Source organism: Rhizobium sp. Leaf384 (assembly GCF_001424065.1).
Lineage (GTDB): Bacteria > Pseudomonadota > Alphaproteobacteria > Rhizobiales > Rhizobiaceae > Ferranicluibacter.
On sequence record NZ_LMQE01000007.1, the window covers coordinates 57,375 to 77,183 of the forward strand.

The window sequence follows — 19,809 nt, forward strand, 5'->3', positions numbered from 1 at the left end:
CGGGTGACACGCATTCAGGCCAATCTTATTCTTCTTCTCGCTGGTGCTATCTGGGGCGCCGGCTTTGTGGCGCAGTCCACCGCCATGGAAACCATCGGCCCTCTCTGGTTCACGTGCCTGCGCTTTACGATTGCCGCCCTCGTGCTCGCCCCCTTCGCGGTGCGGGAGCGTCAGAAGGCGCCCGTTCCGCTGGCCGCCCGCGACCTGCGCGGGTTCGTTGCCATCGGCCTTTCCCTGTGCCTCGCCGTCCTCGCGCAGCAAATTGGCATCATGACGACCACCGTTGCCAATTCCGGTTTCCTCACCGGCCTCTATGTCGTGCTCGTTCCCATTCTCACGGTTCTCTTCCTGCGCCGGCGGCCGCACTGGATCATCTGGCCGGCAGCCGGCCTGTCGTTTCTCGGCATTTTCCTGCTTTCGGGCGGCGCGCTGTCGCAGCTGACACGCGGCGATCTCCTCACCCTCCTCGCCGCGCTCTTCTGCGCGGTCCAGGTCATTCTCATCACCGTCTTCGCGCACTCCAGCGGCCGGCCTTTCGCCCTCTCCCTGGTGCAGTTCGCGACATGCGCCGTTCTCGCCGGCGGGTTGGCGCTGGTGCTGGAGCCGCTGTCGTTCGATGCCATCAAGGCAACGATACCGGAGCTTCTCTATTCCGGCATCTTCTCGAGCGGGGTCGCCTTTACCCTGCAGGTGGTGGGACAGCGCTACACCACGGCGCCGCAGGCGGCGATCTTCCTTTCGAGTGAAGCATTGTTTGCAGCATTCTTCGGCGTGTTGCTTCTGGGCGAAACCATCGCACCCATCGGCTATCTCGGCGGACTCATCATTTTTGCCGCCATGTTGATGGTCGAGATCGTGCCTGAGCTTGGCCGCAAGCGGGCGGAGAGAACACTGTCGCATCAGTAGGTTAGCCTAGTCTTACGGCTTTTCCCGCTCCTGCCGCACGATCCGGATGCCGATGCTGCACACCCGCGATCACGACATCGAATGTCGTTCTCAGCCTAAATTTTCACCACGCCGTTCTCAAACTAAAATAGTTTCAATAGCTTGCAATCTCGGAGGTAAAAGCGAGGATTATCGGCAGGTGCGTTGAAATTAGACAAACGCAACCGCCTGACTTCTTTCAATAAACTTTCGCTTGCCAATTGAAAACAAACGCATCAAGTTTACTGTGTTCGGGCAATCTGCGAACACGGGAAGACCTTAAGAATAAGTGCGCACTGGAGACGCAAGAATTCTCCGGGTGGTCCGTGTCGGGGCGGTAGATCCGGCACGGGACATGAATGACAGGACCTTTCCTCACAGTCGAGACATGCCTGCAAATCGCCCACTTGGGCACAGTCGTAATGCTGCTCGCCGCATCCGGGCAGAGGAAAAAGGACCTGACGCATGGCCGAAACCGGCATTGTAAAATTCTTCAACACTGACAAGGGCTTTGGCTTCATCAAGCCCGATAATGGCGGCGCGGACATCTTCGTCCACATCTCCGCTGTCCAGGCCTCCGGTCTCAACGGACTGACCGAAAACCAGAAGGTCAGCTACGACACAGAGCCGGACCGCCGTGGCAAGGGCCCCAAGGCCGTCAACCTGAACGTCTCGGGCTGACCACAGCAACCCCTCCGACGACAGAGCGGAAACCTGGCGTCCGCGCCGGGTTTTCGTTGCTGCGCTCTACCGGGATAAGGCGTGGCGTGCGGTCGAGCGACAGCTTGCCGACGTGCGCGGTATGCGGCAAGCGGCGTGTTATCCCGGCCTGTCGTGGCGTCGGCCTGTTGTTCCGCACGGCCTGCATGCCGGGCGTCCGCCGGCGATGACACGCCCTTCGCGGTTGACGGACGGGACGGTGGCGCCGGGCTTTTAGAGGAAGCGTCCCCGAATGCATGTCGCCCGTAAATGTGCAGCGGTTTCGGGAAACGACATGCATCAAAACAAGCACGTAAAGCGAAGGTGCGGTATCGGCGACGTGCGCCTTGCACATCTGCAGATCCGGCGTGGCGACGGTCGGACGTCGTCTGCATCGCAGAACCGTCACCTCCCCCTTCGCCTGCGGTATGTCACCCCTGTCTGACAAAAAGGACGCCATCTCGGCCGCTGTCGCCACGAAAACGTACCGTTCACCCTGCATTCAGTTTAACTCACCTAATGTGGGTTCATCGTAAGGGGCGAGCCGTTTCGCCCCGGGAGACAGGATCAACGCTATGAAGACCTTGGTCAAAGCTGCAGTTCTTACCATCGCCTCCTTGTCTGCAGTGCTGCCGAGCATGACGCCGGCGCATGCGGACGATTGGCGGTATCGCCGTCATCACCATCGGGACAATGACGGTCTCGCTCTTGGCGCCGTTGGCCTCGCGACAGGGCTGATCGTCGGTGGCGCCATTGCCAGCCAGCCGCGTTACCGCAGTGAAGAGCGCGTCTATATCGACCCGCCTGCGGACGAATACTACGAACCGGCACCGGTTTATCGTCGCCCGCGTCCGGTCGTCGTCAACAATTACGGTTCGCTCGAGCCCTGGTCGCCGTCCTGGTACCGCTACTGCTCGAACCGCTACCGTTCGTTCGATTCGCGCACGGGCACCTTCATTGGCTATGACGGCCGCTCCTACTTCTGCAACGCCGGCTGACCAACCACGGTCGCCGTACAAGAAAAAGGCCACGCTTCTCGCGAAGCGTGGCCTTTTTCTTTGCCAGAGGATCGGGTCTCTGAGTCAGAGACCGCGCAGATACGGGTTCGTCCGGCGTTCCTCGCCGATCTGCCCGCCCGGGCCGTGACCGCAGATAAATCCGAAATCGTCGCCGAGCGGCAGGATCTTCGTCCGGATGGAATGAAGCAGTTGCTCGTGATTGCCGCCCGGCAGGTCCGTTCGGCCGATGGATCCGTGAAACAGAACGTCGCCGACATGGGCAAACCGCTGGGTCTGGTTGACGTAGACGACATGGCCGGGCGCGTGACCGGGACAGTGCAGGACGTCGAAGACATGGCTGCCGAACGAGACTGTGTCCCCATCCACCAGCCAGCGATCCGGCAGAACGTTTTCAACCTTCATGGTCAGGCCGAAGCGCTCGGCCTGCGCTTCGAGCTTCTCGAGAAGCGGGCGATCGTCTTCGTGCGGGCCGACAATCGTAAGACCGGTCGCTTCTTTCAGCTCCTTGGCGCCACCGGCATGGTCGATATGCCCATGGGTAAGCCAGATCGCCTGAAGCGCGATACCGTTCTCCCGCACCGTCTGCAGAATGACATCGACGTCTCCGCCCGGATCGACGACGACGCCTTCCTTGGTTTCGCTGTCGAAAAGGATGGTGCAGTTCTGCTGAAAATGCGTGACCGGAATGATGCCTGCCTGAAGCATGGGGACCCTCATCTGCGACCGCTCTGCCAGGAGCGGGCGAAACCTACATCTGACGCAGCGCTCGACGGAGCGTGCGACGTGATGCCGGTATAGGCGGAACGCCCGCCGAGGGAAACCGCCGATCCGGCGGCGGGGATTTCGCCGACGTCCGCCGGAACAGCGTCGCGCGCTGGCGAAGCACGGACGAGAGGGAAAAGCGTCGTGTGCCGACGCCTTGTCGCGCGGGGGTGATTAACGGACTGCGGCCATTTCCAGTGCGTCGCCGGCGCTCAGGCTCGGAAGCACAGGGTAGTTGAGCGTCGTCATCAACAGGGCGAAGACCGCAACCTTCGCAAGCACCACGGTGATCACGACCGGGCGGAGCTGTTCGGCGGTCGAGGAAACGGGAGAGAGTGTGTCGGTCTGCATGGTACGGGTCCTTGTATCTGAGCCCGGAATGCGTTTCTCCGGGAAAGGTTCCGCCGGGAGCCCCTGACGCGGGCCTATTTCGCCGCGGCCAAAACGGGCTGTTGCAAACCCGCAACAAACGCGCTTTCCTGCTGGTCGCGCGCTGCCGCAAACGGTAGAAAGAGGCAGGTATATGCGTGCGATGGCCCAGGACGGCAGGACGATACGCAACCCAGGGACACGAGATCCGCAGGACATAGGCATTGGCAGAACAGACCCCCTTGGCTGAACGAGATCTCCCCGCGGACAAGGTGTCGCCTGCACAGGCGAAAGCCTCGGCCGGCGATATCAGCGCGAAGCCGACCTCTTCCGAGCGCGCCGGGCTCGATTACGAACTGATCGAGCTCTTCTTCTTCGCGTATCGGGACTTCACCTCCGATCCCGACGTCATCCTGGAAAAGCGCGGTTTCGGGCGGGCGCATCATCGGGTTCTCCACTTCGTTGACCGTGAACCCGGAATGACCGTGGCCGACCTGCTGGAAACCCTGAAGATCACCAAGCAGAGCCTGGCCCGCGTCCTCAAGCAGCTGATCGACGGCGGCTACATCCATCAGGTTGCCGGCCCGGAAGATCGGCGCCAGCGCATGCTCTACACGACGCAGAACGGCAAAGCGCTGGCCAAGGCCTTGGCGCAGCCACAGTCGAAGCGCATCGCCGATGCTTTGGCAAAGCTCGGGCCCGAAGGACGCGACACCGTCCGCCAGTTCCTCGCCGGCATGAAGACCGGACCGGTCTAGCGTCATCGGGAGCGAGACCGGATCGGAACCGGTCCGGACGACATTCGAGACACGACAACGGCCACCTCTCCTTGAACCGGGGTGACCGGAACGACATCAGGGATCGACCACGATGACGAAACCCTTCTCTCTCCCCGACGATGCGCCGCATCTCCTGATCGTCGACGACGACCGGCGCATTCGCGACCTCCTCAATCGCTATCTGGTCGAACAGGGGTTCCGCGTGACGACAGCAGCCGATGCGGACGAGGCGCGCCGCCGTCTGACCGGCATTGATTACGACCTTCTCATCGTCGATGTCATGATGCCGGGCGAGACCGGAATTTCGCTGACCCAGAGTTTGCGCCGCCTGAAATCCGTGCCGATCATCATGCTCACGGCTTTGGCCGAAACGAATGCCCGGGTCGAAGGTCTGGAAGCGGGTGCCGACGACTACCTGCCAAAACCCTTCGATCCGCGCGAGCTCGTGCTGCGCATCAACAACATCCTGCGGCGCAACATGCCGGTGCAGGCGCCAAAGGTAGAGCAGGTCATTTTCGGGCCCTTCACCTTCTCCGTCGTCCGCCGCGAGCTGCGTCGCGGCGCCGACCATATCCGCCTGACGGATCGCGAACAGGAGATCATGATGCTGTTCTCCCAGCGCGCCGGAGAGACCATACCGCGCCACGAGCTGGTCAGCGACGATACCGAGGTCGGAGAACGCACGATCGACGTCCAGATCAACCGCCTGCGCCGAAAGATCGAGGATGATCCCTCCAACCCCGTCTGGCTGCAGACCGTTCGCGGGATCGGTTATAAGCTCGCCATCGACTAATGCATGTCGCCTGAAAGTTTCCAGCGGTTTCGAGAAACGACATGCATCAAAACAAGAACTCAGCGCGCGCCGACGGGCCGCCGAAGGCAGCGTTGGGCTGCGCCTGCACAGATGCCGCCGTTCCCGGCGACCGAAAGGACACTGATGATCGAGGCCATCCGCCAGACCAAGACGGAGCGCGGTGAGAAGCCGCGCAGTTCGCTGGCGCGCTGGCTCCGTCGGCACCTGCCCATGGGGCTCTATGCCCGCTCGCTGCTGATCGTCATCATTCCCATGGTGCTGCTGCAGTCCGTGGTCGCCTTCGTCTTCATGGAACGCCACTGGCAGCTCGTCACCCAGCGTCTGTCTGCGGCCGTGACCTCGGATATTGCGGCGGTCATCGACCTGATCAACACGATGCCGCCCACATCCTATCCGGCCATCGAGACGATCGCCCGACGCCAGCTCGGTCTCACCATATCGGTGGAAAACGGGGGCGAATTGCCGATGCCGGTCCGCCAGCCCTATTTCGACATTCTCAACCGCATTCTGTCCGACGAAATCCGTCAGGAAACCAAGCTGCCCTTCTGGCTCGACACCTCGAGCAGCGAGGACGAGGTCTACGTCCGGATCAAGCTCGATGGTGCCCGGATTCTTCGCGTCACCATGCGTCGCAACGCCGCCTATGCCTCCAACACGCATATCTTCATTGTCTGGATGGTCGGCGCGTCGCTGGTGCTTCTCCTCATCGCCATCCTGTTCCTGCGCGGCCAGATCCGACCCATCCTGCATCTCGCCCGTGCAGCCGAGAGCTTCGGCAAGGGCCAGAAGATCGATGATTTCTCGCCCCGCGGCGCCGAGGAGGTTCGCCGGGCCGGCCTTGCCTTCATCCAGATGCGCGAACGGATCGAGCGGCAGATCGAGCAGCGAACCACGATGCTGTCGGGCGTCAGCCACGACCTGCGCACCATTCTCACGCGCTTCAAGCTGCAACTGGCCATCGCCGGCGACAATCCCGATCTCCAGCCGCTCAACCAGGACGTCGAGGACATGCAGAGCATGCTCGAGGGATACCTCGCCTTCGTGCGCGGCGAGGCGGAAGAGGATGTCGGCACGCTGAAGCTGACGGATGTCATGACGCGCCTGTCGGCCGAAGCCGAACTGCACGGCAAGACGCTGACCACGCTGGTCGAAGGCGACGACGAGGTCCGCGTGCGTCCCAACGCCTTCACGCGCCTCATTCTCAATCTCGCTTCCAACGCCTACCGCTATGCCGACACGATCCATATCGAGGCAAGACACGGGCAGCGATGGCTGTCGATCACCATCGACGACAACGGTCCGGGCATTCCGGAGCGATCCCGCGAGGATGTCTTCAAGCCGTTCTTCCGGCTGGACGAAGCGCGCAATCTCGACAGCACGGGGACGGGGCTCGGCCTCGCCATCGCCCGCGACATCGCCCGAAGCCATGGCGGCAACGTGACGCTCTCCGACAGCCCGCTCGGAGGCCTCAGAGCCATCGCCCGCGTTCCCGCATGAAACCCGCGCTCATGCAGGTCGCCCGAACGTGCGCAGCGATTTCGGGAAACGACATGCAACAAAACAAGACCTTGAAGCGCGACGCGCTTTAGCGCGTCAACGTCGCCCTGACGCCGGATTCTCCCTTGCTCGCACAGGGACGCATGTCGAGAGACGCCTTCTGGAAGATGTCGATAGCGGCACCCGCCAGCTGAAGGCAGCCATCACTCGGCATCGTCACGGTCTGGCTGCCGTAGATCTCGATGAAGGATCGAGGCACGTAAATGATGCCGGAAAGAACATCGTCGACATCCCCCTGGTAGAGGTTGAGCGTGCCGCCATCGAGAAAGAACAAGACGTTCTTATAGCCGAAGGTGGGAGCATCGGCCGTCGGCGCCGTCATGTGCATGGCACCGATCCCCCGCAGACCGACGCTGCCCCCGTAAAACGCGAATGTTGTCCCGACGGCCGTCAGGCTCTGCGTCTGCATCGAGAACGAACCGCCATAGAAGAACAGCGAACTGGAGCCGACCTTCCCGTCGCGACGGGTCGTTCCGCCGATCTGTGTGCTCGCGCCGTGGAAATAGGCCGTTCCTCCGTAGAAGTTCATATTGCCCGCTCCGAAGACGGTATGCGAGCGCTCGCCCAGCGCCAGAGATCCGCCCCAGAACTCGAAAGGTCCGTCTCCGAACCGCAACATCCCCGCGACATTGGTGACCGTGCCGCCGAAGAAGATGAAGCCGCCATCGCCGAACGACAGCGTGCCCGTGCCGGCGTTCGCCATCGACCCGCCCCAGAGGTAGAACTTTCCGTTGCCGAAGGAGAGCGTCCCCGAACTGTTTATGATCGAGCCGCCGTTGACGTAGAAGGGACCGCTGCCGAACGTCAGCTTGCCGGTCCCGTTCACGATGCCGCCGCCAAACAGGAAGGGTCCGTTGCCGAAGGTCAAGCTTCCCTTGTCGCCGTTGACGACATCGCCCTCAAACGAAACCTTCATGTCCGCAAAGTGCAGGGTCGCTGCCTTGTTCTGGAGGTAACTCTTCGACGCAAGGGTGACGTCCGCGCCGGGAAGCAGATCGAAACGCGTGTCGGCGCCGTCCTCGTTGCTCATGACGCCGCCGATGGCGTAGCAGCCCGATCCGAGATGCACGCGATTGACGCCCGAAAAGACCATGTTACCGCTGATGATCGTAGGCTTCAGGCAGCCGGGGTCAGCAGAACCCGTGCCGGGGAACGTCACGTCCGAATCGGAAATGGACAATCTGCGATAGGCGCGCGACGACGGAAGCGTCACCGTCTGACGTGTATAGACCTCGTCGCTGCCGCCCGATGTCTCCGGATGGAGCGGTCGTTCCGGGATCTGCGTTCCGTATGCCCACCTCGTCATGCCGGCAAGCCGCTTGCGGATCGCCACGATGCGGTCATCCTCCGCCAGCGGATCGACGCTGGGCGTGTCGAAGCTGAAGCTCGCCAGCGGTGGCGTCAGCGTTACGCCCGGACAGATGTACATCGCCTGCCACGCTTTCGGGAGAGCGACCTCGACGGAGCGCACCTCTGCAACCGCGTTCATACAAACGGCGAACGCCCCTGCCGACGCGACCTGACAATCGGTTCCCTTCACACGGGCACTGTCGAAGATCTTGACGGGTCCGAACGTGGACCTCAGGCAGTCGCCCCCGGCTGTCGAAACTTGCGCGGACGACGATCCCCCGATCAGGACGAACGGGTCTGCCGTGAGAACCTGCCCGAAGATGAGCGGACTCTCGTGCGCGATGCGACTGGTCAGTTCGGGCGTCCCGCTCGAACCTGTCGTCACCGCCGTCCGAACCTCGCCCGCCGGATATCCATTGACGACCGCCATCTGTCGCGCGGTTGCCTCCGCCATGGCGCTCGGCGCGCCGCCGACGATCGGCGTTTTGGTGTTGACAGCGGCGAGGTTTGCAATATCGGCGGCACGTTGCGCCCGCAGCTTCTCGACATAGAGCTGGGAGCTCTCGAGCACCAGGGCGCAGATCATCAGGAACACGAGGATCGTGAACCCCGAGAGAACCGCAACCGACCCCTCGTCGTTCCGCCGGAAGGTCTTCATGGCCCTCGCCCCGCGCCGCTCGTCCACGTGCATGTCCGTCCCCTCGAGATCGTCAACTGTTCGGATAGGCCGCACGGCCGTGAAGCGTGAAGGCATAGCCGAGGAGATCGACGCTGAAGGTCAGGGAGACGTTCGTCATCACGGCGGCTCCCGCCGTGGACTGCCGGTCGATGAGAACGTCTCCCGGCGACAACCCGACCAGTCCCCTGTCATCGGCAAGGCTGATGACGAAGCATGTTTCCGCGTCGGCGGGGCACCCGGCCGGGGGCGTGTTGCAGGTGGACGCGTGCACGGCGATGCAGCGCGCGGACTCGGACGCGACGTCATTGAGCACCGCTGTGAACCAGATGGCGACGCCGAGAGCAATCGTGCCGAAGATCATGGCGAAAAACACCGGTGCGATCAGGGCGAATTCCACGGCCGTCGCGCCATCCCGCCGCACAATGAAGCCGCGCCTCATTGGACCCGAACCAGCGACGCGTCGGCGATCGCAAGGAAACCGCCGAACAGATTTGCGGACAGGAAGATCGGGGTGATGGTTCCGCTGACGCCGATCGAGACGAACTTGCCGGAGGTGAGATTGCCGCCACAGCTGCTGCTCGTCGCACCGGCCGCGGTAAAGATGGGGGGATAGCCCGCCACGCAGAATGTGGTCGATGCCTTCGCGCCCGAGGGGTCGTCATTGACGACCACGTGAACCGCGAGATCGCTGCCAAGATCGGCCAGAAGGCTGCTCGCAACGTCTGCCACATGCGTCGTGTAGGCTCCAGCCGACGCCGCGGTGAGTGCCTGCCCCGTCTGGAAGGCATAATAGGAGGCAGCCGAAATCGCCGCGTTGACCTTCAGTTTCGCATGGTAGGCAAGGCCGAGGTCGACGAGTCCCACCATGAGCAGGAGGAAAACGGGCGCAACGATCGCGAACTCGACGGCCGCAACGCCCGAGCTGTCGCGCACCAGCCGCCCGACCGGGGCCGGATCCGCGCGGAAGCGCGGCGACCGGAGCCGCAGGCCTCCCGCCGAACGACACGGTTTCACGGGGTTTCGCCAGTGTGCGGCGCCGTAACCGGAGCGTCCTCAACAGACATGAACGACACGCCGACGTCGAGCGACTTCCGCCAGGCCACGCTGCATGACCGCGTCGTGCCGTCCGAGAATGTCAGGCGAAAGCGATCCGGGATCGCCGGCACCACGTTGAACGACAGTTTCGCACCGTGATCCGAGATGTTTCTCAAGATGCAGTCAACGGTCGATCGCCCGTCGTTGAAGATGACACGGCCGAACTTGTAGGTTTTCATGCGCGGTTGACGACGAAGCTCTGTCATCCAAAACTCCCAAAAGGAACAGGAGCAGGAAGACCTTCATTCCTGCCAGGCGCCGGTCGCACGATCGTCCATGGGAAGGGGACAGCGTGGTGTAACCGGTTGTGCAGAAATGCTATCGCGAACTATTTAAGGAACACCTAAATAGAAAATATCAAAATTAGATTTTACTAAGATTATGGCTGGGGGAGTGGCGTGCCTGTCGAGACGACCCTTCGCGTGCCGACGATCAGGGTTTTTCGCAGCCACGATCAACAAGGCACGACGCGCCGCGTCCGCTCGAACGACGTCGCTTATCCTACAGAGACATGCCTCATTGTCATCAGCGGCGCGCGCTAAAGAAGTTTTCGGCCATTCGGCACCGGCTTGTCCGCTGCGGCGAGAACGATGGCGCCATCCGCGTCCTCGAAACCCAATGTCAGGACTTCGGACCGGAACGGGCCGATCTGCCGGGGCGGAAAGTTCACGACGCCGAGAACCTGTCGACCGACGAGGGTCTCGAGATCGTAGTGGACGGTGATCTGTGCGGAGGATGTCCTCCGTCCGATCTCGGGACCGAAATCGATGACGAGCTTGATCGCAGGTTTGCGTGCCTGCGGAAAAGCCGATGCCTCGACGATCGTGCCTGTGCGGATATCGACCCGTTCGAAGTCAGCGTAACTGATGGTATCGGTCATCGGAGTTTGCCCGTTTGAGACAATCTGGCTGGCCTGGCCTTCCAGCCGGGCCAAGGTCTTTTTTAATTCGCCAGGTCTTCGGCGCGTTGCCGCGCCGCGGCGACGGCAGCGGTCAGAAGCGGCTGCAGGCCATCGTCGGCCATCAGGACGGCAAGGGCTGCGGCCGTGGTGCCTCCCGGCGAGGTGACGTTCTGGCGTAGCCTGGAGGCGTCATCGGGGGACTGGTGAAGCAATTCTCCAGCCCCCGCGACGGTTTCCCGTGCGAGACGCATGGCAAGGTCCGCCCGAAGCCCGGCCTTGCGACCGGCTTCCGCCATGCATTCGACGAGATAGAAAACATAGGCAGGCCCACTGCCCGAAAGTGCGGTCACAGCATCGATATCCGCTTCGCTGTCGACCCATTCGACGGGGCCGGAAACCTTTAGAAGATCGTTGACGCGGGCACGCTGCTCGCTGTCGACCTGCCCATTGGCAAAGGCGCCGGTAATGCCGCGACCGATCATGGCCGGGGTGTTCGGCATGGCCCGTACCATGGCGGCTGTGCCGAGATGGGACTGGAGGAAGCCGAGCGTCTTGCCGGCGGCGACCGAAACGACGACCGTCTGCGGCCCGACGAGACCGGACAGCGCGGGAAGCACCGCTTCCATCACCTGCGGCTTGACGGCCAGAAACAGGACGGAGGCCGTGACGCCCTCCGGTGCGGCAGTCGCGTGACGCGCGCCATGTCCGGCAATCAGGGAGGCCATCGCGGGCGCAGGACCCGGGTCAAGCACCAGAAGGTCGGCACCCGAAATGCCGCTTTTCAGCCAGCCGGACAGCATAGCGCCGCCCATGTTGCCGGCCCCGACAAGGACGATCGGGCCCACGCCGCTCGCCGCCATCGTCAGGCCTCTCCGACCGTTTCGAACATCACGGCCTCGACCGCACGCTCCGCATCGACGCCAGACCAGACCACGAACTGGAAGGCCTGGAAATAGCTTTCGCAAGCGTCAAGCGCACTCGACAGGAGAACCTCGACCTGCCGGTTTGTCGGCTCGGCGCCGCCGGACAGCAGCAGCGACTGACGGAAGATCACGACGTCTTCCTGCCGCCACAGATCGAAATGCCCCATCAGCACCTGACCATTGATATGGGAGAGAAGCCGAATGACCTCGTTGACGCGGCTCTCGGGAACCTTGATGTCGAAGGCGCAGGCGAGATGGAGCGCTTCGAACTCCTCCATCCAGGAGAAGGAGACATGATAGTCGGACCACTTGCCTTCGACCGTCATCGCGATTTCATCTTCGCCAGAGCGCTCGAAGCTCCAGTCGTTGTTGGCCGCGACGAACTCGATCATGTCGACCGGATTGGATTGACGCTGCAGTTCCAGTTCTACGAGGCTCATGCTTCACCTTCAAAGTTCCAGCGCGGCATGCGCCGTCGCGTCTTCACGCGAAGCCCCGCAGGCCCGACAACACCGGAAACAACATGGAATGATCGACGAACGCACGACGAAGCCGAACCGATGACCCTGCCCGTATCTCGTGTGACCCGTTTCGAATCATCTTGTAAAATCAGTGTATAACGCCGGAGTCTGCAGACCAGCCCCGACCACCCAAAAAAGGCATCGCAGCTGTGGATAGAGCTTTGGAAACTGATTCAGCCTGAGTCAGTAAAGGATTCAGCGGATTGCGTTTTTTAGGGATGTCCACAGGGCCGATTTTTTTCTCGATTTCGGCGCGTGTCGACCCCTCTTCCGGCCGAAGAACGGTTCCTGCGGCAGCGGGGCGACCGGACAGACAAAAAAAGCGGGGAAGTCCTCCCCGCTTTGCCGTGTTCGTTCCGGAAACGCGCCGGGTCGATCAGTCTTTTTCGGCGAGCCGTGCCTCGAGCAGCGCAACACGCGCCAGCAGTGCATCGTTCTCTTCGCGGGCCCGGAGCGCCATCTCCCGCACCACGTCGAACTCTTCGCGCTTGACCACATCCATCGTGTTGAGGATGCGCTCGCCCTGCGTCCGGAACATTGTCTCCGCCTCGCGTCGCACGCCCTGTGCCGCACCGGCTGCATCCGTCATCAGCTTGGCAAGATCGTCGAGGATGCGGCTTCCACCTGTCGTCGTCATCATGTCCCTCCGGGATCGCGGTTGAAGCGCCGCACGGCGCCCATGACATGGAGGTAGGAGAGGCGAGACCCGGTTGCAAGGAAAAACCAGTGAATCATGAGGCTTGCCGCTCCGCCGTCGCTTGACCCCATGCATGCCGCCCGCCATGGTTCGGGGCAGCGGATGCGGCCAAGGTCGCTTCGCAGTGAACGACCCGCCGCGGGTCCTGATCCATCGTCGGGTCGCCAAGGACCGGCCGGGTAAACCGAGGCTGAAGCACGTCGTTTGGAACCCATCGCAAGCCTTCTTTCGATTCTGCCGTTTCCGGAGATCGATCCTGTCCTGATCGCCATCGGGCCGCTGCAGATCCACTGGTACGGGCTCGCCTATGTCGCGGGCATTCTGCTCGGCTGGTTCTACGCGCGCCGGATCGTTCGCAACGAGACGCTTTGGGGTGGCACGGCGCCGATCACAGAGGTCGATCTTGACGATTTCCTGCTCTGGGTCGCGGTCGGGATCGTGGGCGGCGGACGGATCGGCTACATCCTGTTTTACGACCTTCCTTCGGTCGTCGCCAATCCGCTGCGCGCCTTCGAAATCTGGAACGGCGGCATGTCGTTCCACGGCGGCCTCATCGGCACGATCCTGGCCATGCTGATCTTTGCGCGCAAGCGGTCTATTCCGATCTGGAGCCTGTTCGACGTTGTTGCGGCCGTCGTGCCGATCGGCCTGCTCTTCGGGCGTCTGGCCAACTTCATCAACGGCGAACTCTGGGGTCGCCTGTCCTCGATGCCCTGGGCGATCGTATTTCCGACCGGCGGTCCGTTTGCTCGCCATCCGAGCCAGCTTTATGAGGCCGGGCTCGAGGGCATTCTCCTGCTCACCGTGCTCGCCCTCCTGATCTACAAGCGCCATGCCCTGCGGACGCCGGGCCTCGTCGCCGGCGTCTTCATCACCGGTTACGGCCTTGCCCGCATCTTCGTGGAGTTCTTCCGCGAGCCCGATGCGCAGATCGGTTACCTCGCCGGGGGCTGGCTGACGATGGGCATGCTCCTGTCGCTGCCGATGGTCGGCCTGGGTCTCTGGGCCATTTTGCGCGCCCGCCGGGCCGGCGCAATGCAGAGAGGCCGCCTATGACGACGCCGCTCAGCGACAAGATCAAGGCGATCATCCTCGCAACAGGGCCGATCAGCGTGACCGACTACTTCGCGCTTTGTCTTGCAGATCCCGAACACGGCTACTACCGGACGCGAGAACCTTTCGGACAGGGCGGCGACTTCATCACCGCCCCCGAGATCAGCCAGCTGTTCGGCGAGCTCATCGGGATGTTCCTCTTCGAGGCCTGGCGCCGGCACGGACAGCCGGATGCCGTCGTCATCGCGGAAATCGGGCCCGGCCGCGGCACGATGATGGCGGACATCCTGCGCGTTCTCTCGCGCCTTTCGCCGGACCTCTACGAGAAAGCCAAGGTCCATCTGGTTGAGACCAGCGAGCGGCTGCAGAAGGTCCAGAGCCAGACCCTGGTTGCCCACAAGTTCAAGATCGCCTGGCACGAGAGCTTCGAGGAGATCCCCGACGGCTTCCTGCTCCTCGTCGCAAACGAGCTCTTCGACGCCATTCCCATTCGCCAGTTCGTCAAGACCGAGCAGGGCTTTCGAGAACGCATGGTCGGCCTCGATGCGAACGACAATCTCTGCTTCACCGCCGGCGTTGCCACGATTGATCCCGATCTGCTTCCGCCCGGAGACCGGATCCCCCTCGGCACGATCTTCGAGGTCGCCCCGGCCCGCGACGCCGTGATGGCCGCAATCTCGGCACGGCTGAAGCGCAGCGACGGCTCGGCCCTCATCATCGACTACGGGCATATGGCCACCAATTATGGCGATACGCTCCAGGCCGTGCGCGACCATCAGTTCGATCCTCCGCTCGCCCATCCGGGTGAAGCCGATATCACCAGCCATGTCGATTTCGAGCAGCTCGCCCGCCGTGCCGTCGCCGAGGGTCTCCGCATCAACGGGCTCACCTATCAGGGCGACTTTCTCGTCGCCATGGGCATACGCGAGCGTGCCGAGGCGCTTGCACGCGGCAAGGACATCATCGTCCAGGAGGGCGTGCGGCAGGATGCCGAGCGCCTTTCGGGCTCGGGCGAAGGCAAGATGGGCGAACTTTTCAAGGTGCTCGCCGTCAGCCATCCCGCTGTCGCGCTGGTGCCGTTCCAGGCCTGAAAACATCGACCTGGTGGTCGATCTCGAGGCTCGAGCGAAGCCGTCTTTTGGATCCCAAGGCGCCCGGGTGTTTTGCCGGTGCGATTGACAGGACGGGCGGCAAAAGGCCAACATCCCGCGCAAATCAGAGGCGAGCGGTTCGGGCATCGCCCGGCTTCCACGCAAACACCCACAGTTGAAAAGGGCGAAAGACCAATGCCGGACGACGCCTTGCCATCCCCTATCCAGAGCCCCCTCCTCGCTTCCGAACCGGCGGCAATCGCGCATGGATTCTTCACCCGCGCGGGCGGCGTCTCGCAGGGCCTCTATGCGGGTCTCAATGTCGGATTGGGATCGAAAGACGACCGTGCGCATGTGGCGGAAAATCGTTCGCGTGTCGCGGCCTGGTTCGGCCAGCCCGTCGAGCGGCTTGCCACCGTCCACCAGGTTCACTCGCCCGACGTCGTGACCATCGGGACGGACTATAACGGCTCACGCGCCGAGGCGGACGCGCTGGTCACGGCAACGCCCGGCCTCGTGCTCGGCGTTCTCTCGGCCGATTGCGGCCCGATCCTCTTCGCCGACACGCAAGCTGCCGTCATCGGTGCAGCCCATGCCGGCTGGAAAGGCGCCTTAACGGGCGTTCTGGAAAACACCGTCGCCGCCATGGTGGCGCTGGGCGCGGCGCGCGAGGACATCCGAGCCTGCCTCGGCCCCTCCATCGGGCCTGATAATTACGAGGTCGGCCCCGAATTCGTGGAACGCTTCTGCGGGCACGACGCCGCCTATCAGCGCTTCTTCACGCCCTCCGGGCGCGCAGACCACGCCATGTTCGACCTTCCTGCCTTTACGCTCGCGCGCCTGTCGGCCGCCGGCGTGAGGGCGGAAAAGCTCGGCCTCTGCACCTATGAGGACGAGGCGCGCTTCTTTTCCTACCGCCGCACCACCCATCGCGGCGAGCCGGATTACGGCCGGCAGATCTCCGCCATCAGCATCAGGGAGGCATGACATGGCCCTTCACTTCACCCAGGACGAGTATGCCGCACGCCTCGCGAGCCTCACGGCGAAGATGCGCGAAGACAAGCTCGATGCGCTGCTGCTGTTCGCCCAGGAAAGCATGTACTGGCTGACCGGCTACGATACGTTCGGCTACTGCTTCTTCCAGACGCTGGTGGTGACCTCGGACGGTTCGATGGTGCTGCTCACCCGCTCCGCCGATCTTCGACAGGCCCGTCATACCTCCAACATCGAGCGCATCGAGGTCTGGGTCGACAGGGTCAATGCCGACCCGACGATGGATCTCAAGAACCTTCTGAGCGAACTCGATCTTCTCGGCGCCCGCATCGGCATCGAATATGACACCCATGGCATGACGGGGCGCATCGCGAGACTGCTCGATCATCAGATGGCAAGCTTCGGCCAGATCGTCGATGCTTCCATGCTCGTCGGGCGGTTGCGGCTGATCAAGAGCCCCGCGGAAATCGCCCATGTGGAAAAGGCCGCGAGCCTTGCCGACGATGCCTTGGATGCCGCCCTGCCCCTCATCGGCCCCGGTGGTGACGAGGCGAAGATTCTCGCCGCCATGCAGGGTGCGGTCTTTGCGGGTGGCGGCGACTATCCGGCCAACGAATTCATCATCGGCTCCGGTGCCGATGCCCTCCTCTGCCGCTACAAGGCCGGCCGTCGCAAACTCGACGCACAAGACCAGCTAACGCTCGAATGGGCCGGTGTCAGCGCACATTATCACGCAGCGATGATGCGCACGATCGTCGTGGGGGAGCCGACCAATCGCCACCGCGAGCTCTACAGTGCCTGCCGCGAGACCATCCAGTCCATCGAGATGGTGCTTCGGCCGGGCAACACCTTCGGCACCGTCTTCGACGTGCACGCCAAGATCATGGACGAGCGCGGCCTTGCCAAGCATCGGCTGAATGCCTGCGGCTACTCGCTCGGCGCACGATTCTCGCCCTCCTGGATGGAGCAACAGATGTTCCATGCGGGCAATCCGCAGGAGATCCTGCCCAATATGTCGCTCTTCGTGCACATGATTATCATGGACAGCGACAGCGGGACCGCCATGACGCTCGGGCAGACCTACCTGACCACCGACGGCGCACCGCGGGCGCTCTCGCGCTACGGTCTCGACGTCATCGACCTGTAACGCCTCCCGCCGTTGTAGGGGTGAGAGCTCGACAACCCAAAAGCAGAGGCCGGATCAATACGGCTTCTTAGGATTATCGCCGTAATCTGCATGCCTGACGTTCGCGACCGAGGGGATCCGCCCCTCGGGTGGCGTCACAATGTGCCAGCGTATCGGCGTGCCATCCTGCAGCGGTTCCGACATGTCGAAAGGCATGCGGCTTGCTGAAGACAAGCGGCGGACGCGGCATCTCTCCAGGATGGAGGTCGACCGTGCGCATCCTCTTTGCAACGACGACGAACATCGTGCGCAGCCGCGCCAGGACATCCCTGCGCGTCCTGCCTTTCCTTTTTGCGCTGTCTGCCTGCAACAGCATCGACGCGCTGACGCCGCCGGAAAACGTCGGCGACGGCAGCTATCAGTCGTCACCTGTCAATCAGGCCGATCTCGACACCATGTCCGCGCAACAGCCGGTCGTCGGCAGCGCCCCTGCGGCTGCGACGGCCGTGCAGGAGATGCGCGTTCAACGATCCGCAAGCCTCTCCGAACCCGGCGAGCAGGCTCAGCCCGACATCACCGGCACGGCCTATGCGCGCGGCAATGAGGACTACCGCAATCCGGCCGGCTCCCTCGAGGCGCAGGCCCAGGCCCTTGTCAGCAATCCGCCGCCGCAGATCTCCGGTTCCGACAGCGCCGTCGGCTTTCCGGCAGGCGGCAATCAGGTCAGCGAGACCGAGGCCGCCGCGCGGGCGCAGACGCCCGAAGCCCCGCACGCCCGCCTCTCGGAAGAACCGCAGGCCGAACAGGCGGAACAGGTGGAAACGGCGCAAGACGATGTCCCGGCGGAGGCCGGCACCTCCCCGCAGGAAGAGGCTGCGATCGCGCCTGACACCAAGGCGGGCCCGGCCGGCAGCATCCGCTTTCTTCCCATCATGGGTGCGCCCGTGGAAGCCATTCGTCCGCTCTCCGAGCAGCTCGGTTCCGAAGCGCGCGCGCACGGTCTCGTCATCAAGACGGCGGCCGACCCCGGCAGCCAGCACATCCTCAAGGGCTATTTCTCTGCGTTCAAGGACGGACGAAAGACGACCATCGTCTATGTCTGGGACGTGCTCGATCAGGCTGGAAACCGCCTGCACCGGATCCAGGGGCAGGACAGCGTCGACACCAACGGCGCCGATCTCTGGTCGGGCGTTCCGCCGCAGACCATGCGCGACATCGCCACGAAGAGCGTCGGTCAGTACCTGACATGGCGCGACTCCTCGGCCGGTTGAGGCCGTCGAACCCTGTCTTCCGCCGCGCCGCGAAATCTTTTTCGGATAAACCGCCTCGATTCCGGCCTTCCTCTTGCATTCAGGGACAAGGCCGCTATGAAGCGCCCATCGGCATCGACGGGCACACGCCCTCCGGCGCCGCTGCGCATTGGGATGCGGGTTTACGGAATCTTGCGGATTACGGCAAACGGACCGTCCGGTTCGGGCCTATCCCGGACAGCACGACAGGCGGACCATCGATGAAGGTTTTCGCAGGCAATTCGAACCGGCTTCTGGCCGAAGCGATCTGCAACTATCTCAATCTTCCGCTCGGACGGGCGACTGTCCGGCGCTTTGCCGACCAGGAAATCTTTGTCGAGGTGCAGGAAAACGTCCGCGGCGAGGACGTCTTCCTCGTGCAGTCTACGTCCTTCCCGACGAACGACCACCTGATGGAACTGCTGATCATGATCGACGCCATGCGTCGCTCGTCGGCCCGGCGCATCACGGCCGTCATTCCATACTTCGGTTATGCCCGCCAGGACCGCAAACCCGGGCCACGCACGCCAATTTCCGCCAAGCTGGTTGCCAATCTCATCACAGAGGCCGGTGCCGACCGCGTGTTGACGCTCGACCTGCATGCCGGCCAGATCCAGGGCTTCTTCGACATTCCGACGGACAACCTCTACTCGGTTCCGATCTTGACGCGCGACGTGAAAGAGCACTATGCGCTCAGCAACGTCATGGTGGTCTCCCCCGACGTGGGGGGCGTGGTGCGCGCCCGTGCGCTCGCCAAGCGTCTCGACTGTCAGCTGGCCATCGTCGACAAGCGGCGCGAACGGGCCGGCGAATCCGAGGTCATGAACGTGATCGGCGACGTGACGGGCAAGGACTGCCTGCTGATCGACGATATCGTGGACAGCGGCGGCACGCTCTGCAACGCGGCCGAGGCGCTTCTCAAGAACGGCGCGACGAGCGTTACGGCCTATATTACCCACGGCGTGCTTTCGGGCGGCGCGGTCGCCCGTGTCACCTCGTCGAAGCTCAAGGAGCTTGTCATTACCGACAGCATCCAGCCGACGACCGCCGTGCAGTCGGCCCACAATATCCGCGTGATCTCGACGGCCAGCCTCATCGGTGAGGCCATCAACCGCACGAGCCAGGAAGAGTCCGTCTCCAGCCTCTTCGATTGAGATCGGCCCTTCGG

Annotated in this window: 22 protein-coding genes; 12 read left to right on the plus strand and 10 right to left on the minus strand. The window is 63.0% G+C overall.

What is annotated here, in order from left to right; genetic code table 11:
* The first annotated feature begins 3 nt into the window (after nucleotides 1–3).
* The 3 genes from ASG25_RS16050 (at nucleotide 4) to ASG25_RS16060 (ending at nucleotide 2,621) form a co-directional block, all read left to right on the plus strand.
* Nucleotides 4–906: a DMT family transporter gene (locus tag ASG25_RS16050; RefSeq protein ID WP_062477037.1), complete on the plus strand. Its 903-nt coding sequence runs from the start codon at nucleotides 4–6 to the stop codon at nucleotides 904–906.
* Nucleotides 907–1,389: 483 nt separating this feature from the next.
* Nucleotides 1,390–1,605, plus strand: a complete 216-nt coding sequence (locus ASG25_RS16055) for a cold-shock protein (protein WP_062476090.1) — start codon at nucleotides 1,390–1,392, stop codon at nucleotides 1,603–1,605.
* Between the two features lie 593 nt (nucleotides 1,606–2,198).
* Nucleotides 2,199–2,621 (plus strand): BA14K family protein, encoded by a 423-nt coding sequence (locus tag ASG25_RS16060; protein WP_062476093.1) that lies wholly within the window; start codon nucleotides 2,199–2,201, stop codon nucleotides 2,619–2,621.
* An 84-nt stretch (nucleotides 2,622–2,705) separates the two neighbouring features.
* On the opposite strand, the gene ASG25_RS16065 is transcribed toward ASG25_RS16060, so the two are convergent.
* Together ASG25_RS16065 and ASG25_RS22825 are read right to left on the minus strand one after the other, a co-directional pair.
* Nucleotides 2,706–3,347 carry an MBL fold metallo-hydrolase gene (locus ASG25_RS16065; protein ID WP_062476096.1) on the minus strand — a complete coding sequence of 214 codons (642 nt, stop codon included), beginning with the start codon at nucleotides 3,345–3,347 and terminating at the stop codon, nucleotides 2,706–2,708.
* Between the two features lie 231 nt (nucleotides 3,348–3,578).
* Nucleotides 3,579–3,755 carry a hypothetical protein gene (locus ASG25_RS22825; RefSeq protein ID WP_156379784.1) on the minus strand — a complete coding sequence of 59 codons (177 nt, stop codon included), beginning with the start codon at nucleotides 3,753–3,755 and terminating at the stop codon, nucleotides 3,579–3,581.
* Between the two features lie 326 nt (nucleotides 3,756–4,081).
* On the opposite strand from ASG25_RS22825, the gene ASG25_RS16070 reads away from it, so the two are divergent.
* From ASG25_RS16070 to ASG25_RS16080, 3 genes are all read left to right on the plus strand, one after another.
* The gene (locus ASG25_RS16070; RefSeq protein ID WP_062477040.1) at nucleotides 4,082–4,531 is read left to right on the plus strand and encodes a MarR family transcriptional regulator; all 450 of its coding nucleotides are present in this window, start codon (nucleotides 4,082–4,084) and stop codon (nucleotides 4,529–4,531) included.
* Nucleotides 4,532–4,643: 112 nt separating this feature from the next.
* Nucleotides 4,644–5,345, plus strand: coding sequence for a response regulator transcription factor (locus tag ASG25_RS16075; protein WP_062476100.1), 702 nt, complete (start codon nucleotides 4,644–4,646; stop codon nucleotides 5,343–5,345).
* A gap of 144 nt (nucleotides 5,346–5,489) precedes the next feature.
* Nucleotides 5,490–6,863: an ATP-binding protein gene (locus ASG25_RS16080; protein ID WP_062476103.1), complete on the plus strand. Its 1,374-nt coding sequence runs from the start codon at nucleotides 5,490–5,492 to the stop codon at nucleotides 6,861–6,863.
* Between the two features lie 88 nt (nucleotides 6,864–6,951).
* On the opposite strand, the gene ASG25_RS16085 is transcribed toward ASG25_RS16080, so the two are convergent.
* The 8 genes from ASG25_RS16085 to ASG25_RS16120 form a co-directional block, all read right to left on the minus strand.
* Nucleotides 6,952–8,931 (minus strand): flp pilus-assembly TadE/G-like family protein, encoded by a 1,980-nt coding sequence (locus ASG25_RS16085; RefSeq protein WP_062476106.1) that lies wholly within the window; start codon nucleotides 8,929–8,931, stop codon nucleotides 6,952–6,954.
* Nucleotides 8,932–8,983: 52 nt separating this feature from the next.
* Complete coding sequence (locus ASG25_RS16090; protein ID WP_162242202.1) at nucleotides 8,984–9,349, minus strand: TadE/TadG family type IV pilus assembly protein; 366 nt, start codon at nucleotides 9,347–9,349, stop codon at nucleotides 8,984–8,986.
* A gap of 38 nt (nucleotides 9,350–9,387) precedes the next feature.
* Nucleotides 9,388–9,966 (minus strand): TadE/TadG family type IV pilus assembly protein, encoded by a 579-nt coding sequence (locus tag ASG25_RS16095; protein ID WP_062476112.1) that lies wholly within the window; start codon nucleotides 9,964–9,966, stop codon nucleotides 9,388–9,390.
* The gene (locus ASG25_RS16100) at nucleotides 9,963–10,253 is read right to left on the minus strand and encodes a PilZ domain-containing protein (RefSeq protein ID WP_082480276.1); all 291 of its coding nucleotides are present in this window, start codon (nucleotides 10,251–10,253) and stop codon (nucleotides 9,963–9,965) included. Before ASG25_RS16100 ends, ASG25_RS16095 begins: the two co-directional genes overlap by 4 nt.
* Nucleotides 10,254–10,585: 332 nt before the next feature.
* Nucleotides 10,586–10,927, minus strand: coding sequence for a tRNA-binding protein (locus ASG25_RS16105; RefSeq protein ID WP_062476117.1), 342 nt, complete (start codon nucleotides 10,925–10,927; stop codon nucleotides 10,586–10,588).
* 62 nt (nucleotides 10,928–10,989) lie between these two features.
* Nucleotides 10,990–11,808, minus strand: a complete 819-nt coding sequence (gene proC / locus ASG25_RS16110) for a pyrroline-5-carboxylate reductase (protein WP_062476120.1) — start codon at nucleotides 11,806–11,808, stop codon at nucleotides 10,990–10,992.
* Between the two features lie 2 nt (nucleotides 11,809–11,810).
* Nucleotides 11,811–12,311: a YbjN domain-containing protein gene (locus ASG25_RS16115; protein ID WP_062476123.1), complete on the minus strand. Its 501-nt coding sequence runs from the start codon at nucleotides 12,309–12,311 to the stop codon at nucleotides 11,811–11,813.
* A 457-nt stretch (nucleotides 12,312–12,768) separates the two neighbouring features.
* Nucleotides 12,769–13,029 (minus strand): accessory factor UbiK family protein, encoded by a 261-nt coding sequence (locus ASG25_RS16120; RefSeq protein ID WP_156379808.1) that lies wholly within the window; start codon nucleotides 13,027–13,029, stop codon nucleotides 12,769–12,771.
* 264 nt (nucleotides 13,030–13,293) lie between these two features.
* On the opposite strand from ASG25_RS16120, the gene lgt reads away from it, so the two are divergent.
* The 6 genes from lgt (at nucleotide 13,294) to ASG25_RS16150 (ending at nucleotide 19,795) form a co-directional block, all read left to right on the plus strand.
* Nucleotides 13,294–14,145, plus strand: a complete 852-nt coding sequence (lgt, locus tag ASG25_RS16125; RefSeq protein ID WP_062476129.1) for a prolipoprotein diacylglyceryl transferase — start codon at nucleotides 13,294–13,296, stop codon at nucleotides 14,143–14,145.
* Entirely contained in the window at nucleotides 14,142–15,233 is a 1,092-nt protein-coding gene (locus tag ASG25_RS16130; RefSeq protein WP_062476132.1) for a class I SAM-dependent methyltransferase, read from the plus strand. The genes lgt and ASG25_RS16130 overlap by 4 nt, the downstream gene beginning before the upstream one ends.
* A gap of 195 nt (nucleotides 15,234–15,428) precedes the next feature.
* Complete coding sequence (gene pgeF / locus ASG25_RS16135; RefSeq protein WP_062476135.1) at nucleotides 15,429–16,220, plus strand: peptidoglycan editing factor PgeF; 792 nt, start codon at nucleotides 15,429–15,431, stop codon at nucleotides 16,218–16,220.
* A 1-nt stretch (nucleotide 16,221) separates the two neighbouring features.
* Complete coding sequence (locus tag ASG25_RS16140) at nucleotides 16,222–17,373, plus strand: Xaa-Pro peptidase family protein (protein ID WP_062476137.1); 1,152 nt, start codon at nucleotides 16,222–16,224, stop codon at nucleotides 17,371–17,373.
* A gap of 308 nt (nucleotides 17,374–17,681) precedes the next feature.
* Nucleotides 17,682–18,623 (plus strand): hypothetical protein, encoded by a 942-nt coding sequence (locus tag ASG25_RS16145; protein ID WP_082480338.1) that lies wholly within the window; start codon nucleotides 17,682–17,684, stop codon nucleotides 18,621–18,623.
* Between the two features lie 239 nt (nucleotides 18,624–18,862).
* Nucleotides 18,863–19,795 (plus strand): ribose-phosphate pyrophosphokinase, encoded by a 933-nt coding sequence (locus tag ASG25_RS16150; protein WP_062476144.1) that lies wholly within the window; start codon nucleotides 18,863–18,865, stop codon nucleotides 19,793–19,795.
* Nucleotides 19,796–19,809 lie beyond the last annotated feature (14 nt).

Coding starts and splice junctions, on each gene's coding strand:
- pgeF (WP_062476135.1), top strand. CDS start 15,429: ATGCCGGACGACGCCTTGCCATCCCCTATCCAGAGCCCCCTCCTCGCT.
- ASG25_RS16115 (WP_062476123.1), bottom strand. CDS start 12,311: ATGAGCCTCGTAGAACTGGAACTGCAGCGTCAATCCAATCCGGTCGAC.
- ASG25_RS16130 (WP_062476132.1), top strand. CDS start 14,142: ATGACGACGCCGCTCAGCGACAAGATCAAGGCGATCATCCTCGCAACA.
- ASG25_RS16140 (WP_062476137.1), top strand. CDS start 16,222: ATGGCCCTTCACTTCACCCAGGACGAGTATGCCGCACGCCTCGCGAGC.
- ASG25_RS16055 (WP_062476090.1), top strand. CDS start 1,390: ATGGCCGAAACCGGCATTGTAAAATTCTTCAACACTGACAAGGGCTTT.
- ASG25_RS16080 (WP_062476103.1), top strand. CDS start 5,490: ATGATCGAGGCCATCCGCCAGACCAAGACGGAGCGCGGTGAGAAGCCG.
- ASG25_RS22825 (WP_156379784.1), bottom strand. CDS start 3,755: ATGCAGACCGACACACTCTCTCCCGTTTCCTCGACCGCCGAACAGCTC.
- ASG25_RS16075 (WP_062476100.1), top strand. CDS start 4,644: ATGACGAAACCCTTCTCTCTCCCCGACGATGCGCCGCATCTCCTGATC.
- proC (WP_062476120.1), bottom strand. CDS start 11,808: ATGGCGGCGAGCGGCGTGGGCCCGATCGTCCTTGTCGGGGCCGGCAAC.
- ASG25_RS16085 (WP_062476106.1), bottom strand. CDS start 8,931: ATGAAGACCTTCCGGCGGAACGACGAGGGGTCGGTTGCGGTTCTCTCG.
- ASG25_RS16120 (WP_156379808.1), bottom strand. CDS start 13,029: ATGACGACGACAGGTGGAAGCCGCATCCTCGACGATCTTGCCAAGCTG.
- ASG25_RS16060 (WP_062476093.1), top strand. CDS start 2,199: ATGAAGACCTTGGTCAAAGCTGCAGTTCTTACCATCGCCTCCTTGTCT.
- ASG25_RS16150 (WP_062476144.1), top strand. CDS start 18,863: ATGAAGGTTTTCGCAGGCAATTCGAACCGGCTTCTGGCCGAAGCGATC.
- ASG25_RS16065 (WP_062476096.1), bottom strand. CDS start 3,347: ATGCTTCAGGCAGGCATCATTCCGGTCACGCATTTTCAGCAGAACTGC.
- ASG25_RS16105 (WP_062476117.1), bottom strand. CDS start 10,927: ATGACCGATACCATCAGTTACGCTGACTTCGAACGGGTCGATATCCGC.
- ASG25_RS16100 (WP_082480276.1), bottom strand. CDS start 10,253: ATGACAGAGCTTCGTCGTCAACCGCGCATGAAAACCTACAAGTTCGGC.